General features: G+C 72.5%; 15 protein-coding genes. 14 read left to right on the top strand and 1 reads right to left on the bottom strand.

Going from position 1 to position 15,790, the window contains the following annotated elements; genetic code table 11:
• The first annotated feature begins 153 nt into the window (after positions 1–153).
• The 9 genes from DMA15_RS07450 (at position 154) to DMA15_RS07410 (ending at position 10,146) form a co-directional block, all read left to right on the top strand.
• Positions 154–2,133 (top strand): tetratricopeptide repeat protein, encoded by a 1,980-nt coding sequence (locus DMA15_RS07450; RefSeq protein WP_240660171.1) that lies wholly within the window; start codon positions 154–156, stop codon positions 2,131–2,133.
• 145 nt (positions 2,134–2,278) lie between these two features.
• Positions 2,279–3,394 (top strand): alanine dehydrogenase, encoded by a 1,116-nt coding sequence (ald, locus tag DMA15_RS07445; protein WP_125511865.1) that lies wholly within the window; start codon positions 2,279–2,281, stop codon positions 3,392–3,394.
• 389 nt (positions 3,395–3,783) lie between these two features.
• Positions 3,784–4,914, top strand: a complete 1,131-nt coding sequence (locus DMA15_RS37935) for a ParA family protein (protein ID WP_125511864.1) — start codon at positions 3,784–3,786, stop codon at positions 4,912–4,914.
• Positions 4,899–5,519 carry a hypothetical protein gene (locus DMA15_RS07435; RefSeq protein ID WP_125511863.1) on the top strand — a complete coding sequence of 207 codons (621 nt, stop codon included), beginning with the start codon at positions 4,899–4,901 and terminating at the stop codon, positions 5,517–5,519. The genes DMA15_RS37935 and DMA15_RS07435 overlap by 16 nt, the downstream gene beginning before the upstream one ends.
• A 19-nt stretch (positions 5,520–5,538) precedes the next feature.
• Complete coding sequence (locus tag DMA15_RS07430; RefSeq protein ID WP_125511862.1) at positions 5,539–6,459, top strand: segregation/condensation protein A; 921 nt, start codon at positions 5,539–5,541, stop codon at positions 6,457–6,459.
• On the top strand, positions 6,456–7,109 hold the full coding sequence (gene scpB, locus DMA15_RS07425) for an SMC-Scp complex subunit ScpB (RefSeq protein WP_125511861.1): 654 nt from the start codon (positions 6,456–6,458) through the stop codon (positions 7,107–7,109). The genes DMA15_RS07430 and scpB overlap by 4 nt, the downstream gene beginning before the upstream one ends.
• A gap of 12 nt (positions 7,110–7,121) precedes the next feature.
• Positions 7,122–8,315: a pseudouridine synthase gene (locus DMA15_RS07420; protein WP_125511860.1), complete on the top strand. Its 1,194-nt coding sequence runs from the start codon at positions 7,122–7,124 to the stop codon at positions 8,313–8,315.
• Positions 8,316–8,395: 80 nt separating this feature from the next.
• Positions 8,396–9,145: an NUDIX domain-containing protein gene (locus DMA15_RS07415; protein ID WP_125511859.1), complete on the top strand. Its 750-nt coding sequence runs from the start codon at positions 8,396–8,398 to the stop codon at positions 9,143–9,145.
• On the top strand, positions 9,142–10,146 hold the full coding sequence (locus tag DMA15_RS07410; RefSeq protein ID WP_125511858.1) for an ADP-ribosylglycohydrolase family protein: 1,005 nt from the start codon (positions 9,142–9,144) through the stop codon (positions 10,144–10,146). The genes DMA15_RS07415 and DMA15_RS07410 overlap by 4 nt, the downstream gene beginning before the upstream one ends.
• Before the next feature lie 11 nt (positions 10,147–10,157).
• Here DMA15_RS07410 and DMA15_RS07405 read toward each other — a convergent pair whose 3' ends face one another.
• Positions 10,158–10,877: a nucleotidyltransferase domain-containing protein gene (locus tag DMA15_RS07405; RefSeq protein ID WP_125511857.1), complete on the bottom strand. Its 720-nt coding sequence runs from the start codon at positions 10,875–10,877 to the stop codon at positions 10,158–10,160.
• Between the two features lie 356 nt (positions 10,878–11,233).
• On the opposite strand from DMA15_RS07405, the gene aroH reads away from it, so the two are divergent.
• The 5 genes from aroH to der all read left to right on the top strand — a co-directional run bounded on the left by aroH (position 11,234) and on the right by der (position 15,755).
• Entirely contained in the window at positions 11,234–11,602 is a 369-nt protein-coding gene (gene aroH / locus DMA15_RS07400) for a chorismate mutase (protein WP_125511856.1), read from the top strand.
• Positions 11,599–12,684, top strand: a complete 1,086-nt coding sequence (locus tag DMA15_RS07395; protein ID WP_125511855.1) for a prephenate dehydrogenase — start codon at positions 11,599–11,601, stop codon at positions 12,682–12,684. The genes aroH and DMA15_RS07395 overlap by 4 nt, the downstream gene beginning before the upstream one ends.
• A 157-nt stretch (positions 12,685–12,841) precedes the next feature.
• The gene (gene cmk / locus DMA15_RS07390; protein WP_125511854.1) at positions 12,842–13,537 is read left to right on the top strand and encodes a (d)CMP kinase; all 696 of its coding nucleotides are present in this window, start codon (positions 12,842–12,844) and stop codon (positions 13,535–13,537) included.
• Positions 13,495–14,196 (top strand): lysophospholipid acyltransferase family protein, encoded by a 702-nt coding sequence (locus DMA15_RS07385; protein ID WP_206302680.1) that lies wholly within the window; start codon positions 13,495–13,497, stop codon positions 14,194–14,196. Before cmk ends, DMA15_RS07385 begins: the two co-directional genes overlap by 43 nt.
• Before the next feature lie 80 nt (positions 14,197–14,276).
• Positions 14,277–15,755 carry a ribosome biogenesis GTPase Der gene (gene der, locus DMA15_RS07380; RefSeq protein WP_125511853.1) on the top strand — a complete coding sequence of 493 codons (1,479 nt, stop codon included), beginning with the start codon at positions 14,277–14,279 and terminating at the stop codon, positions 15,753–15,755.
• Positions 15,756–15,790 lie beyond the last annotated feature (35 nt).

Here is a 15,790-nt window from a genome sequence, read left to right as displayed (position 1 = left end):
CCCGGCGGGTTCGTGCGCAGGCGGACGGGAGCGTGGCCCGTGACGGATCAGGCGGTCGACACGGACGGTACGGCGGCGGACGGCGCGGTGCCGCCACCGGCCGGTGCCGCTGGGGAGCCGACAAGTGATCAGTTCGTCGGCCGGCTCAGAGAGTTGAAGGAACTCCGCGCGGACATCGACCGGGCCGGACTCGACACCCTCTCCGGCCGCAAGGCGCCCCGCGCCCGCGTCCTGCTCATCGCGGGCCGCCCCGGCTCCGGCCGCACCGCACTCGCCGAGGAACTGGTGCGCCGCCTCGCGGGCGACTACCCCGACGCGGTGCTGCGGGCCCGCCTCACCGACCCCGACGGCGAGCGGGTGCCGACCGAGCGCACCGCCCGCGAACTCCTCGACGCCCTGGCCGTCCCCGCCCCCGCCGGGGCCTGCGCCGACGACCTTTGCGCACTGCTCAGGGACGCGCTGAAAGAGCGCAGGGCCCTGCTGCTCCTCGACGACGCGGCCGACGCCGAACAGGTCGACGCGCTGCTCCCCGACACCCCCGGCTGCCTGGTCCTCGCCGTCTCCCAGGGCCCGCTCACCGGCATCCCCGACGTGCGGCCGTGCACCCTCGGCGGTCTCGACAAGGCGGCCGCGGTGGAACTGCTCTCCCGCGCCGCCGGGCCCGTGCGCATCACGGTCGACCCGCGCTCCGCGGAGTCCCTCGTCGAGGCGTGCGCCGCCCATCCGCAGGCCCTCGTGCTCGCCGGGGGCTGGCTCTCCGTGCGCCCCAAGGCGGCCGTCGCCGATCTGGCCAAGCGGCTGCACGACCTGCCCGACGAGGGCCCGCCCCTCGCCCGGGTCTTCCGGCACACCTACGCCTCGCTCTCCGGGCCCTCCGCGCGGGTCCTGCGCCTGCTCTCCCTCGCCCCGGCGGGCCACGTCGACCCGCACACCGCCTCCGCGCTCGCGGGCTGCTCGGTCTCCGGGGCCAAGGCCGCGCTGGAGGACTTCGCCGCCCTCGGACTGGTCCGGCGCGTGGCCTCGCCGCTGCCGCAGTACGAGGTGCCGGGCTGCCTGGTGCCGCTGCTGCGGGCCCTCACCGAGACCCAGGACCGCCCGGCCGAGCTTCAGCTGGCCCGCGCCCGGATGCTGGAGCGGACCGTACGCCTGCTGCAGTCCTGCCGGGCGATCACCGAGCCGGACGCCTCCGCCGCCCGCAAGAAGATCGCGGGACTGCCGCGCGCCCTGCGCTTCGAAGGCCCCGGCGCCGCCGCCGAGTGGCTCACCGCCCGCCGGCCCGCACTGCTCGCCGCGGCCCGCCTCGCGGTGGCCGACGGCGAGCTTGACACCCTCGCCCGGCGCCTGATGGCGGCCCTGACCCGGGCCCTCGTCGCGCACTACGGCACCCAGGCGGCCGCCCCGGACCTCTACGGCATCCACCGCCTTGTCCTCGACGTGGCCGAGCGCCGGGAGCTGCCGCGCGAGCAGGCCGCCGCGCTGCTGAACCTCGCGGACCTGGACGCCCAGACGGGCCGCACGCGGGAGGCGCTCGCGCGCTACCGGGCGGCGCTGGACGCGGGGCGCGCGGCGAACGATCCGTACGCCACCGGCCGTGCGATGGAATCCGTAGGCGGCGCCTACCAGGAGCTGGGGGACTGGTCCCGGGCCTCCGACTGGTTCGGCAGGGCCCTGGCCCAGCGCCTGGCCCGCGGCGAGCGCGCCGACGCCGCCCGCCTCTACGGCCGTATCGGAGCCGTGCACACCTACGCGGGACGCTACGGCGAGGCGCTGCGCAACTGGAGTTCGGCCGTCACCGGGCACCGCAAGAGTGGCGATGTGGCCGCCCAGGCAAGGGCGTTGAGCGAGATGGCCCGCGTGCAGGAGTACGCGGGCCGGCCCGAGGAATCGCTGCGTACCTGTCAGGAAGCCGTCGAGTGGGCGCGACACGCCAACGACGTACGCCTGCAAGCGGCGTTGCAGCTGCGCCTCGCGGACACCCTGGAGCGGCTCGGCGACCCGGCGGCCGCCCGGCTGCACAGGAGCGCGGCCGAGCGCATGCTGGGAGAGGAGTACCCGGAGGCCGCGAGGCTTGAATCGAACGGTGGAGCAGCGCCTTCCGCCTACGAAATCCGTAGTGCATCCGCAGAGGATTGAAGTATTGAAAGGCTAGACAGCGAGAAATCCTTCATTAGACTGGCTCCGCCGCGTACATTCGTGGTGCCTCCCGTTGCGCCCTCGTGTGCACCGGTCTGTGCTGCATTGCCCGAGAAATCCCCTGAGCCAAGGACCGTGATCGACGATGAAGGTCGGCATCCCCCGCGAGGTCAAGAACAACGAGTTCCGGGTGGCCATCACCCCCGCCGGTGTGCACGAGCTGGTGCGCCACGGCCACCAGGTCGTCATCGAGCGGAACGCCGGGGTCGGCTCCTCGATCACGGACGCCGAGTACGTCTCGGCCGGTGCCCGGATCCTGGACACCGCCGACGAGGTCTGGGCCGCCGCGGACCTGCTCCTGAAGGTCAAGGAGCCCATCGCGGAGGAGTACCACCGCCTCCGCAAGGACCAGACCCTCTTCACCTACCTGCACCTGGCCGCGTCCAAGGAGTGCACGGACGCGCTCCTGGAGTCGGGCACGACCGCCATCGCGTACGAGACCGTCGAGACCGCGAACCGCGCGCTGCCGCTGCTCGCCCCGATGTCCGAGGTCGCGGGCCGGCTGGCCCCGCAGGTCGGCGCCTACCACCTGATGGCCGCCAACGGCGGCCGCGGCGTCCTGCCGGGCGGCGTCCCGGGCGTGGCCGCGGGCAAGGCCGTCGTCATCGGCGGCGGCGTCTCCGGCTGGAACGCCGCGCAGATCGCCATCGGCATGGGCTTCCACGTCACCCTGCTCGACAGGGACATCAACAAGCTCAAGGAAGCCGACAAGATCTTCGGCACGAAGATCCAGACGGTCATCTCCAACTCTTTCGAGCTGGAGAAGGCCTGCCTGGACGCCGACCTCGTCATCGGTGCCGTCCTCATCCCGGGCGCCAAGGCCCCGAAGCTGGTCACCAACGAGCTGGTCTCGCGCATGAAGCCGGGAAGTGTCCTTGTCGACATCGCGATCGACCAGGGCGGCTGCTTCGAGGACTCGCGCCCGACCACGCACGCCGAGCCGACCTTCCCGGTCCACAACTCGGTCTTCTACTGCGTCGCCAACATGCCCGGCGCCGTGCCCAACACCTCCACCTACGCGCTGACCAACGCGACGATGCCCTACATCGTCTCGCTGGCGAACAACGGCTGGGTCGAGGCGCTGCGCCGTGACCCCGCGCTCGCCCTGGGTCTCAACACCCATGACGGCAAGGTCGTTTACCGGCAGGTCGCCGAGGCCCACGGCCTCGAACACCTTGAGCTGGAGTCGCTCCTCGGCTGACCCAGGTGACCGACTCCGGTCGGTCTCGGACACTTTCGTCAACGAAAGTCGTCAATCTCACGCCCGCGGCCGGACCTTGAGAGGGGTCCGGCCGTATGCGTATCCGTGCGGAGACGCTCAACTCGCCTTGAACGTAACCCTTTAACCGATTCGCCCACCCCGGAAACGTGCCGTTGGCAAGCCGCATGCCCTTGACATCGAGGTGTTCCTTTGCCGACACATCGGGTCCGGTCCGGCGGATTGTGTTGCTGCGGAGCGGTGACACGCCATAGAGTCGCCAACCGTCGGCATGGTGCCACGCTGACCTATCGAGAAATTTCCTGGTCACCAAGGAGGTAAGACGACTTGTGAATGAGTCGACATTTGCTCCCGGGGGTGGTCAACCAGGAATGCCTGTGCGGGACCAAGGACCCGTCGGGCTCGAGGCTGTCGGCTCCGTCGCTGTCCGCACCTTCGAAGCCCGGCAGAGCCCCCAGCCGAGACAGTCAGCACCCCAGAGCATGGATGGCCATCACGTGAACGCCATGGCCGGCGACCGGAGTGGCGATAACACCCACACCCACCTCGCCGACTACGAGGAACTGCCCCAGGGGCACTTCTACGACCCAGACGCCGAGTACGAACCCGATCCGGAGTACGCGGCCACGCTCGCGCCCGACGCCGCCCGTCAGCGCCGCGAGCGCATCGGCCCCACCGGCCGCCCGCTGCCGTACTTCCCGATCCCGGGCCCGCTGACCGACCACGGCCCGGCCAAGATCATCGCGATGTGCAACCAGAAGGGCGGCGTCGGCAAGACCACGTCGACCATCAACCTGGGCGCCGCCCTCGCGGAGTACGGGCGACGGGTCCTGCTCGTCGACTTCGACCCGCAGGGCGCCCTCTCGGTGGGCCTCGGGGTGAACCCGATGGAGCTGGACCTGACGGTCTACAACCTCCTGATGGAGCGCGGCATGTCCGCGGACGAGGTGCTCCTGAAGACGGCGGTCCCCAACATGGACCTGCTGCCCAGCAACATCGACTTGTCGGCAGCCGAGGTGCAGCTGGTGAGCGAGGTCGCGCGCGAGTCCACGCTCCAGCGGGCGCTCAAGCCGCTGATGCAGGACTACGACTACATCGTGATCGACTGCCAGCCCTCGCTCGGCCTGCTCACCGTGAACGCCCTGACGGCGGCTCACAAGGTGATCGTGCCGCTGGAGTGCGAGTTCTTCGCGCTGCGCGGTGTGGCCCTGCTGACGGAGACCATCGAGAAGGTCCAGGAGCGGCTCAACCCCGAGCTGGAGCTCGACGGCATCCTCGCGACCATGTACGACTCCCGCACGGTGCACAGCCGTGAGGTGCTCGCGCGCGTGGTCGAGGCCTTCGACGACCACGTCTACCACACGGTCATCGGGCGCACGGTCCGCTTCCCGGAGACCACGGTCGCCGGTGAGCCGATCACCACGTACGCCTCCAACTCGGTCGGCGCGGCCGCCTACCGCCAGCTCGCCAGGGAGGTGCTCGCCCGGTGTCACGCCGAGTGAGTCTGCCCGGGGCCGACGAGCTGTTCCGCACGACCGGGGGGATGGCCCTCCAGTCGTCCTCCCCGCGGCGCCCGGCGAACGGCGAGGCGAGGGTGCCCGCCCCGGCGGGCGAGAGCGACGAGAGGGCCGCAGCGGCCGAGGACGCGGCGGCGCGCGGCGAGGGCGGCGAGCCCGCCGAACACGCCGCCACGGACGCGGAGTCGGGCGCCGGGTCGCGCAGCCGTTCCACGGGTGACGCGGAGAAGGGCTCCGGACGCCGTGCGCAGACGGAGCAGGAAGGTTCTGCCGCCCAGGGCGGCGGCAAGTCCGCCGGTGCATCGGGTTCGTCGGCTTCATCAGGGTCCTCCACCGCGCAGGCGCGGCGGCGGGCGCGGGCGGCCAACCGGCGGCCGAGCGGGCGTGAGCGGCACGACGAGAAGATCACCGTGTATGTCTCCGCCGAGGAGCTGATGGACCTCGAACACGCGCGGCTCGTGCTCCGCGGTGAGCACGGCCTCGCGGTCGACCGCGGGCGGATCGTGCGGGAGGCGGTCGCCGTCGTCCTCGCCGATCTGGAGTCGCGCGGGGACGCGAGCATTCTCGTACGACGGTTGCGCGGGCGCTAAGGGGTAGCCTTCCCGCCTGATGGCCACGAACGACGACCCCGCACCGCCCGCCGCCCGCCGCCGCGCCTTGGGGCGGGGACCGGGGGCGGCTCCCGCGGAGCCCGAGCCCGTGGCCGAACCCCCGGCCGAGCCCGACGACGGGCGGTTCAAGGTCCGGCTCGCGAACTTCGAAGGGCCCTTCGACCTGCTGCTCCAGCTGATCGCCAAGCACAAGCTGGACGTCACCGAGGTCGCGCTCTCCAGGGTGACCGACGAGTTCATGGCGCACATCCGGGCCATGGGGGCCGACTGGGACCTCGATCAGACGACCGAGTTCCTGGTGGTCGCCGCCACCCTGCTCGACCTCAAGGCGGCACGGCTGCTGCCCACCGCCGAGGTCGAGGACGAGGCCGACCTGGCGCTGCTCGAAGCGCGGGACCTGCTCTTCGCGCGCTTGTTGCAGTACCGCGCGTACAAGCAGATCGCGGACATCTTCAGCGGGCGGCTGGAGGAGGAGGCGCGGCGCTATCCGCGCACCGTGGGCCTCGAGCCGCACCACGCCGAGCTGCTGCCGGAAGTGGTCATCAGCATCGGCGCCGAGGGGTTCGCCAAGCTCGCCGTGAAGGCGATGCGGCCCCGCGCGAAGCCGCAGGTGTACGTCGACCACATCCACGCCCCGCTGGTGTCCGTGCGGGAGCAGGCCGCTCTCGTCGTCGCCCGGCTGCGGGAGCAGGGCGAGGCCAGCTTCCGGGTGCTCGTGGAGGACGCGGGGGACACCCTGACCGTCGTCGCCCGCTTCCTCGCCCTGCTGGAGCTGTACCGCGAGAAGGCCGTCGCCCTGGACCAGGAGGACCCCCTGGGGGAGCTGATGGTCCGCTGGACGGGCGGGGACGGCGCCGGTGAGCCGACCGTGACCGACGAGTTCGACCGGGCCCCCGAGCCGATGGAGGAGAAGGCGTGAGCGAGCACCCCGCGGGAGCCCTGGCGGGCGCCGTCGCCGACCTTGAGCTGCGGCCCGCGCTGGAGGCCGTCCTGATGGTCGTCGACGAGCCGGCCACCGAGGAACACCTGGCGAGGATCCTCCAGCGACCTCGGCGCGAGGTCGCCGACGCGCTGCGCGCTCTCGCCGACGAGTACACCGTGCAGCGGCGGGGCTTCGAGCTGCGCCTTGTCGCGGGCGGCTGGCGGTTCTACACGCGCCCCGAGTACGCCGCCGCCGTGGAGGGCTTCGTGCTCGACGGGCAGCAGGCGCGGCTCACCCAGGCGGCTCTGGAGACCCTCGCGGTCGTCGCGTACCGCCAGCCGGTCAGCCGTTCGCGGGTCTCCGCGGTGCGCGGGGTGAACTGCGACGGCGTGATGCGCACCCTTCTCCAGAGGGGTCTGGTGGAGGAGGCGGGCGCGGAACCCGAAACAGGTGCGATCCTGTACAGGACGACGAACTACTTCCTGGAGCGGATGGGCCTGCGCGGCCTGGACGAGCTGCCGGAGCTCGCGCCCTTCCTCCCCGAGGCGGACGCGATCGAGGCCGAGAGCCAGGAGGGCGCTTTGTCGTTCGACCCGGACGCACCCGATGCGCCGGGGTACGAGTACACCCAGAGCACAGTCGACTAGACGGAACTTTTGATGCGAAGCAGCAACGGCAAGAACAGCAGCGGAAACAACGGCGGGAGCCGTGGTGGCAACAGCGGCGGCCGTGGCAGCAGCGGTGGCCGCGGCAATTACCGGGGTGCCGGTAACAGCCGCGACGACAGGCAGGGCGGCGGCAGGCCGGGCGACAGGCGCGACGACAAGCGCGACGACAAGCGCGACGACAAGCCCAGCAGGCCGAGCAAGCCGCGCCCCGAGGAGCGTCGCTATGACGTGGGCGGCTCCGACGCGGTCTTCGGGTCCGCGGCGAGGAAGGGCCGCGGCGCGGCCGCGCGCGGCGGCGCCAAGGGCGGCCCCCGCACCTCCCAGGGCACCGGAGCCCGCGGCAGCCGTCGCGGCGCCCCCGCGACCTCCCGTGAGTTCGACACCCGGCAGGAGGAGCGCAACCGCGAGCGGTACGCGGGCAAGCCCAAGGTGAACCTCCCCAAGACCTTCCCCGGCGCCGAGCAGGAGGGCGAGCGGCTCCAGAAGGTGCTGGCCCGCGCGGGTTACGGCTCGCGCCGCGCCTGCGAGGAGTTGGTCGACGAGGCCCGCGTCGAGGTCAACGGCGAGATCGTCGTCGAGCAGGGGATGCGCGTCGACCCCGAGAAGGACGAGATCAAGGTCGACGGCCTGACGGTGGCCACGCAGTCGTACCAGTTCTTCGCGCTGAACAAGCCCGCCGGTGTCGTCTCCACCATGGAGGACACCGAGGGCCGCCAGTGCCTCGGTGACTACGTGACCAACCGCGAGACGCGCCTGTTCCACGTGGGGCGGCTCGACACCGAGACCGAGGGCGTCATCCTGCTCACCAACCACGGCGAGCTGGCGCACCGCCTGACCCACCCCAAGTACGGCGTGAAGAAGGTCTACCTCGCGCACATCGTGGGCCCGATCCCGCGTGACCTGGGCAAGCAGCTCAAGGACGGCATCCAGCTCGAGGACGGCTACGCCCGCGCGGACCACTTCCGCGTCGTCGAGCAGACCGGCAAGAACTACCTGGTCGAGGTCACCCTCCACGAGGGCCGCAAGCACATCGTGCGGCGCATGCTCGCCGAGGCGGGCTTCCCCGTCGACAAGCTGGTGCGGGTCGCCTTCGGGCCGATCACCCTGGGCGACCAGAAGTCCGGCTGGCTGCGGCGCCTTTCGAACACGGAGGTCGGCATGTTGATGAAGGAAGTCGACCTGTAGGCCTCACCGGCCCGCAGGGCTTGTGGCCGCCCGTCCGCCCGCTTTATAGTCTCGGTGACTATTAAAGGGGGTGGGCGGGCATGCCTGTGTCCGAGACCTGCGATACGTACGCCTACGACAAACACGCCTACGAGCCGTTCGCCGTCACCGTCGACCTCGCGGTGTTCACCATCCGCGAGGGCGCGCTGCACGTGCTGCTCGTCGAGCGCGGCCAGGAGCCGTACGCGGGGCGCTGGGCGCTGCCCGGCGGATTCGTGCTGCCCGACGAGTCCGCCGAGGGCGCGGCCCAGCGCGAGCTGGCCGAGGAGACCGGGCTCGCGGACGTCAGCGGGCTCCACCTGGAGCAGGTGCGCACCTACAGCGAACCGGACCGCGATCCGCGCATGCGGGTCGTCTCCGTGGCGTTCGCGGCGCTCGTCGCCGACCCGCCGGACGTGCGCGGGGGAGGCGACGCGGCCCGCGCGGCCTGGCTGCCCTACAGCCCGGCGACCTACCGGCCGCTCGCCTTCGACCACGACCGGATCCTCGCCGACGCCCACGACCGGGTCGGCGCCAAGCTGGAGTACACCGGGCTCGCCACCGCCTTCTGCGCCCCCGAGTTCACCCTCGGCGAGCTGCGCCAGGTCTACGAGGCGGTGTGGGGCGCCGAACTCGACCCCGCCAACTTCCGGCGCAAGGTCGTCAACACCGCCGGGCTCGTCGAGGCGGTCCCCGGCGCGGCGCGGCTGACCGGCGGACGCGGCAAGCCCGCGGCGCTCTTCCGGGCGGGCACCGCGACCGCCCTCCACCCGCCCCTGCTGCGCCCCGCCTCGGAAGGAACGTCCTCATGAAGCGCGCCGCCACGGGATCCCTGCTGGGCCTCGCCCTCGGGGACGCGCTGGGTTTCCCCGCCGAGTTCGACGACGTGCCGTCGATCCTCGCCAAGTGCGGGCCCTGGCGGGAGATGGAGCTGCCGAGGCCCGCGTACATCACGGATGACACGCAGATGACGCTGGCGCTCAGCCGGGCCCTCAAGACCGCCGCCGAGCGCGGCTTGTGCGGCCCGGAGCGCTTCGCTCACCTCGCCCGCCGCGAGTTCGTCGCCTGGAACGAGTCACCGGACAACGACCGCGCCCCGGGCGCCACCTGCATCCGGGCCTGCGAGCTGCTCGCCGACGAGGAGCGGGACTGGCGGGACGCGAGTCAGCCGCACTCCAAGGGCTGCGGCGCCAACATGCGGGTCGCCCCGCTCGGACTGCTGCCCGGCGCCGACGACGACGTGCGCGCGGGCGCCGCCCAGCTGCAGTCCGCGCTCACCCACGGCCACCCCACGGCGCTCGCCGCCAGCGACCTCACGGCGTACGCGGTGCGGCTGCTGGCCCGCGGCGCGGAGCCGATGGGCCTGGTCGGCCTCCTGCGCTCGTACGCCCTGGAGAACCGCACCCACTACCGCGAGGCGTGGCTCGGCGACCTGTGGTCCCGCTCCCGGGCCTCGTCGCCGGAGCGGTTCATCGCCCACGGCTGGGACGAGTGCCTGGCCGTCCTGGAGCGCCTGGAGGCCGCGCTGCGGCACGCCAACCCGGAGACCGACCCCTGCCTGGCCACCGGCGCGGGCTGGATCGCCGAGGAGGCGCTCACCACCGGCCTGCTCTGCTTCCTGATGTTCGTCGACGAGCCCGTCACCGCACTGCGCCGCGCCGCCTGCACCTCGGGCGACTCCGACTCGATCGCCTGCCTGACCGGGGCCTTCGCGGGCGCCCACCTCGGCGCCGACGCGTGGCCCGCCGACTGGACCGGGCGCGTCGAGCACCGGGACGAGCTGCTGGGGTTCGGGGCGCTCTGGGACGCCTGAACCGAACCGGCTCAGGCCGCCAGGGCCGAGGCCCGCCGTACCCGGAAGAGGAAGTCCGAGATCCGCTCCCGGTCCGGTTCGGCGGGCAGGGGGCTGTCGGGGGCCGCCTCCCGCGCCTCGGCCGCGAGACGGTCCATCCACGCCTCCACCTCCGGCCACGGGACCTCGCCGCGCTTGACCGCGAGGAGCGGCTCCCGCTGGTCGCCGACGTCGATCGTCAGCCTGCCGGTGCGCAGCAGGTCACGGCAGGACAGGAGCAGGCGCAGCAGGTGCATGGCGTGCTTCCAGCGGGGCGCGCCATGGACGCGCAGGTCCGCGTCCAGCTTCCTGCGCTGGCCGAGCGCGTAGCCGGTGAAGGTGTCGTGGACCCGGCGGGAGAGGAACGCCTCACGCAGCGCGAGCAGCTCGCGGCCGGTCTCCGTGACGTGCTCGACGTGCGGGGAGTGCAGACACTCCAGGATGTTCGGATTGGCGCGCAGCGCGAGCGCGCAGAAGCGCTCCAGCTCCCAGCTGAACTGCTCGTCCGCGGGCCCGTCGAGGTGCGTGGGCGGCTTCTCGAAGCGCCAGAACAGCGCGGTGGGCGCGAGGAAGACGCCCCTGCGGTCGGTGTCGCTGCCCTCCGTGGCCAGACCGAAGGCGCGCGAGCCCATCACGCAGGAGTAGATCGTGTGGTCGCGAACGAGGTCACACGAGGAGAGCGCGTGGTCGCGTACGAGGTCATCGGCGGGCATGCCGGGAGCGTACGGCGCCCTCCGGGCGAGGTCGTGCGAATTTCCGGCGGGCCCGATCGCGCGGTGGCAGGGCCCGCTCCCGCGAGGCCCCCGTCCGGCCCGAGTGGCGACCGGCTCCCGATGGCGCGACATTGTTCCCGAGGCGCCGGACCGAGTGGCGCCGGACCAGCCGCCGGGGAGGCCGGAGCCTCTCCCGGGCAGGCCGCGAACGAGATCGCCCGGGCGGCGGGCCCGGCCCCTGCCCGGCGCGGCGCGCGGCGCCCCGTCTCGGCAGACGGGCGCCGCGCGCTCCCGCGACGGGCGCTGACTACGCTTGCCGTACAACAGTCATACGTACGCGAGCGAGGAGCAGCACTGTGGCGGTACGAGCGGTCCGGGGCGCCGTCCAACTGGAGCGGGACGAGGCCGGGCACATGCGCGAGCAGGTCAGCGCGCTGCTCACCGCCATCCTGGAGCGCAACGCGCTGACCGGGGAGGACCTGATCAGCATCTGGTTCACCGCCACCCCCGACCTGCACTCCGACTTCCCGGCGGCCGCCGCCCGCGGCCTCGGGATCGGGCTCGCCGACGTACCGCTGATCTGCGCGCAGGAACTGGACGTCGAGGGCGCCATGCCCCGCGTCGTCCGCGTCCTCGCGCACATCGACACCGACCGCCCCCGCTCCGAGATCGCGCACGTCTACCTCGGTGCCGCCGCCGCACTCCGCAAGGACATCGCCCAGTGAGAACCGCCCTCGTCATCGGCACCGGCCTGATCGGCACCTCCGCCGCCCTCGCCCTCGCCTCCCGCGGCGTCACCGTCCACCTCGCCGACCACGACCCGGCGCAGGCCCGCACCGCCGCCGCGCTCGGCGCCGGTACCGACGAATCCCCTGAGGGACTTGTCGACCTGTGCGTCGTCGCCGTACCGCCCGCGCACGTCGCCGCCACCCTGGCCGACGCCATGCGGCGCGGCGCCGCCCGCGCCTACCTCGACGTGGCGAGCGTCAAGGGCGGCCCGCGCCGCGACCTCGAGGCGCTCGGCCTCGACCTCGCCCCGTACATCGGTACGCACCCCATGTCCGGACGCGAGCGCAGCGGCCCGCTCGCCGCCACCGCCGACCTCTTCGAGGGGCGGCCCTGGGTGCTCACCCCGACCCGTGACACCGACACCGAGGTGCTCAACCTCGCCCTGGAGCTCGTCGCGCTCTGCCGCGCCGTGCCCGTCGTCATGGACGCCGACGCCCACGACCGCGCGGTCGCCCTCGTCTCCCACATGCCGCACTTGGTCTCCAGCATGGTCGCGGCCCGCCTGGAGAACGCCGAGGAGGCCGCCGTACGCCTGTGTGGCCAGGGCATCCGCGACGTCACACGGATCGCCGCCTCCGACCCCCGGATGTGGATCGACATCCTCTCCGCCAACCCCGGCCCGGTCGCCGACCTGCTGGCCCAGGTCGCCGGCGACCTGGACGAGACCGTGACCGCCCTGCGCGCGTTGCAGTCCGCCGACGAGGAGAAGCGGACCGAGGGCGCGGCGGGCGTCGAGAGCATGCTGCGGCGCGGCAACGCGGGCCAGACCCGGGTGCCCGGCAAGCACGGCACCGCCCCGGCCGCGTACGAGATCGTCGCGGTGCTCATCGACGACAAGGCCGGCCAGCTCGCCCGCATCTTCGCCGACGCGGACCGCGCGGGCGTCAACATCGAGGACGTCCGCATCGAACACGCCACCGGCCAGCAGGCGGGCCTCGTGCAGCTCATGGTCGAGCCGAAGGCGGCGGCCGTGCTCAGCGCGGCGCTGCGGGAACGCGGCTGGTCGATCCGGCAGTAGGCGATTCGATCAGCCGGCGGGCGATCGCGCCGGAGCGGCCTCGGCCGGGGGCCGCCGAAGGGGCTGTAAGGGCAGCGTGCGCGAGCCAGTAACCTTGTGCGGGGCGTGTTCGCGTCCCGCTCCCCGCCCCGCGTACCGCGAAAGGTGCCCGCCCCCCGTGGAAACCGCAGCAACCGCCGCCCCGGCAGCAGTGATCGTCGCCATCGACGGGCCCTCCGGCACGGGCAAGTCGAGCACGTCCAAGGCCGTCGCCGCCCAGCTCGGCCTCAGCTACCTGGACACCGGCGCCCAGTACCGCGCGATCACCTGGTGGATGGTGCACAACGGCATCGACCTCACCGACCCGAGCGCGATCGCCGCCGTCGCGGGCAAGCCCGAGATCGTCTCCGGCACCGACCCGGCCGCCCCGACCATCACGGTCGACGGCACGGACGTCGCGGGGCCGATCCGCACCACCGACGTGACCTCCAAGGTCAGCGCGGTCAGCGCCGTCCCCGAGGTGCGCGCCCTCATCACCGAGCTGCAGCGGACCATCGCCCGATCGGCCGAGAAGGGCATCGTCGTCGAGGGCCGTGACATCGGCACGACCGTGCTGCCCGACGCCGACCTGAAGATCTTCCTCACCGCCTCCCCCGAGGCGCGCGCCGCCCGCCGCTCCGGCGAGCTGAAGGGCGCCGACGTCAAGGCGACCCAGGAGGCTCTGATCAAGCGGGACGCGGCCGACTCGAGCCGCAAGACGTCCCCGCTGGCCAAGGCCGACGACGCCGTCGAGGTCGACACCACCGAACTCACGCTCCAGCAGGTCATCGAGTGCGTCGTCACCCTCGTCGAGGAGAAGCGGGCCGCCAAGTGACCCAAGGTGCAGCTGGGCGGGGCGCTTCCGAGCGCGGTGCCGAGGTCGGCCGCCGGATCGGCGTCGGCCTCATGTACGGCCTGTTCAAGCCGCGCGTCCTCGGCTCCTGGCGGGTGCCCGCACACGGCCCCGTGATCCTCGCCGTCAACCACTCGCACAACGTGGACGGCCCGATGGTCATGGGCGTCGCGCCCCGGCCGACGCACTTCCTGATCAAGAAGGAGGCGTTCATCGGCCCGCTCGGCCCCTTTTTGGGCGCCATCGGCCAGGTCGAGGTGGACCGCTCGGTCGCCGACCGGACGGCCATCACCAGGGCGCTCGGCGTCCTGGAGCAGGGCGGCGTCCTCGGGATCTTCCCGGAGGGCACCCGGGGCGAGGGCGACTTCGCCTCGCTGCGCGCCGGGCTCGCGTACTTCGCGGTGCGCTCGGGCGCCCCGATCGTCCCGGTCGCGGTGCTGGGAAGCACTGACCGGCGTGGACGGCTGATAAAGCAGCTGCCCCCGCTGCGCAGCAGGGTCGACGTCGTCTTCGGCGACCCGTTCGAAGCGGGCGACGGCAGCGGCCGGCGCACGCGCAAGGCGCTGGACGAGGCGACCGTGCGCATCCAGGAGCGGCTCTCCGCCCACCTGGAAAACGCCAGGCGCCTGACCGGGCGCTGAGCGAGACTTATCAAGTAGTGCACCGGCCGTCGAAAGACCGGCGCACCGATCACCACGATGAACGACGAGGTACGGACTTCATGAGCGACCAGATCCAGCCCGAGGGCGACGGCTTCGCCGAGCACGACCACGGGGCGCTCGGCGACGCCGAGTACGCGCAGTTCATGGAGCTCGCCGCCGAAGAGGGCTTCGACATCGAGGATGTCGAGGGTGCCATCGAGGAGGTGGGCCACGGCCCGCTGCCCGTCCTCGCCGTCATCGGCCGCCCGAACGTCGGCAAGTCGACACTGGTGAACCGCATCATCGGCCGCCGCGAGGCCGTCGTGGAGGACCGCCCCGGCGTGACCCGCGACCGCGTCACGTACGAGGCCGAGTGGGCGGGCCGCCGCTTCAAGCTCGTCGACACCGGCGGCTGGGAGCAGGACGTCCTCGGCATCGACGCGTCCGTCGCCGCCCAGGCGGAGTACGCCATCGAGGCCGCCGACGCCGTGGTCTTCGTCGTCGACGCCACGGTCGGCGCCACCGACACCGACGAGGCCGTCGTGCGCCTCCTGCGCAAGGCGGGCAAGCCCGTCGTCCTGTGCGCCAACAAGGTCGACGGCCCCTCCGGCGAGGCCGACGCCACCGCCCTGTGGGCCCTCGGCCTCGGCGAGCCGCACCCCGTCTCCGCGCTGCACGGCCGCGGCACCGGCGACATGCTGGACGCCGTCCTGGACGCGCTGCCCGAGGCGCCCGAGCAGACCTTCGGCACGGCCATCGGCGGCCCACGCCGCATCGCGCTCATCGGCCGCCCGAACGTGGGCAAGTCCTCGCTGCTCAACAAGGTGGCGAACGAGGACCGCGTGGTCGTCAACGAACTGGCGGGCACCACCCGCGACCCGGTCGACGAGCTGATCGAGCTGGGCGGCGTCACCTGGAAGTTCGTCGACACGGCGGGCATCCGCAAGCGCGTCCACCTCCAGCAGGGCGCCGACTACTACGCCTCGCTGCGCACCGCCGCCGCCGTCGAGAAGGCGGAGGTCGCGGTGATCCTCGTCGACGCCTCCGAGAGCATCTCGGTCCAGGACCAGCGCATCGTGACGATGGCCGTCGAGGCGGGCCGCGCGATCGTGGTGGCGTACAACAAGTGGGACACCCTCGACGAGGAGCGCCGCTACTACCTGGAGCGGGAGATCGAGACCGAGCTGGCCCAGGTCGCCTGGGCGCCGCGCGTCAATGTCTCGGCCGCCACGGGCCGGCACATGGAGAAGCTCGTCCCGGCGATCGAGACGGCTATCGAGGGCTGGGAGACGCGCGTGCCGACCGGCCGCCTGAACGCGTTCCTCGGCGAGATCGTCGCCTCGCACCCGCACCCGGTCCGCGGCGGCAAGCAGCCCCGCATCCTCTTCGGTACCCAGGCGGGCACGAAGCCCCCGCGCTTCGTCTTCTTCGCGTCGGGCTTCATCGAGGCGGGCTACCGCCGCTTCCTGGAGCGCCGCCTGCGCGAGGAGTTCGGCTTCGAGGGGACGCCGATCCACATCTCGGTGCGGGTGCGCGAGAAGCGCGGCCGCAAGAAGTAGACAAGTAGACAGCGACGGTCCGTACGTACGTACGT

It is taken from the genome of Streptomyces sp. WAC 01529 (assembly GCF_003945545.1).
GTDB lineage: Bacteria > Actinomycetota > Actinomycetes > Streptomycetales > Streptomycetaceae > Streptomyces > Streptomyces anatolicus.
This window is presented reverse-complemented; position numbering and strand designations above follow the sequence as displayed.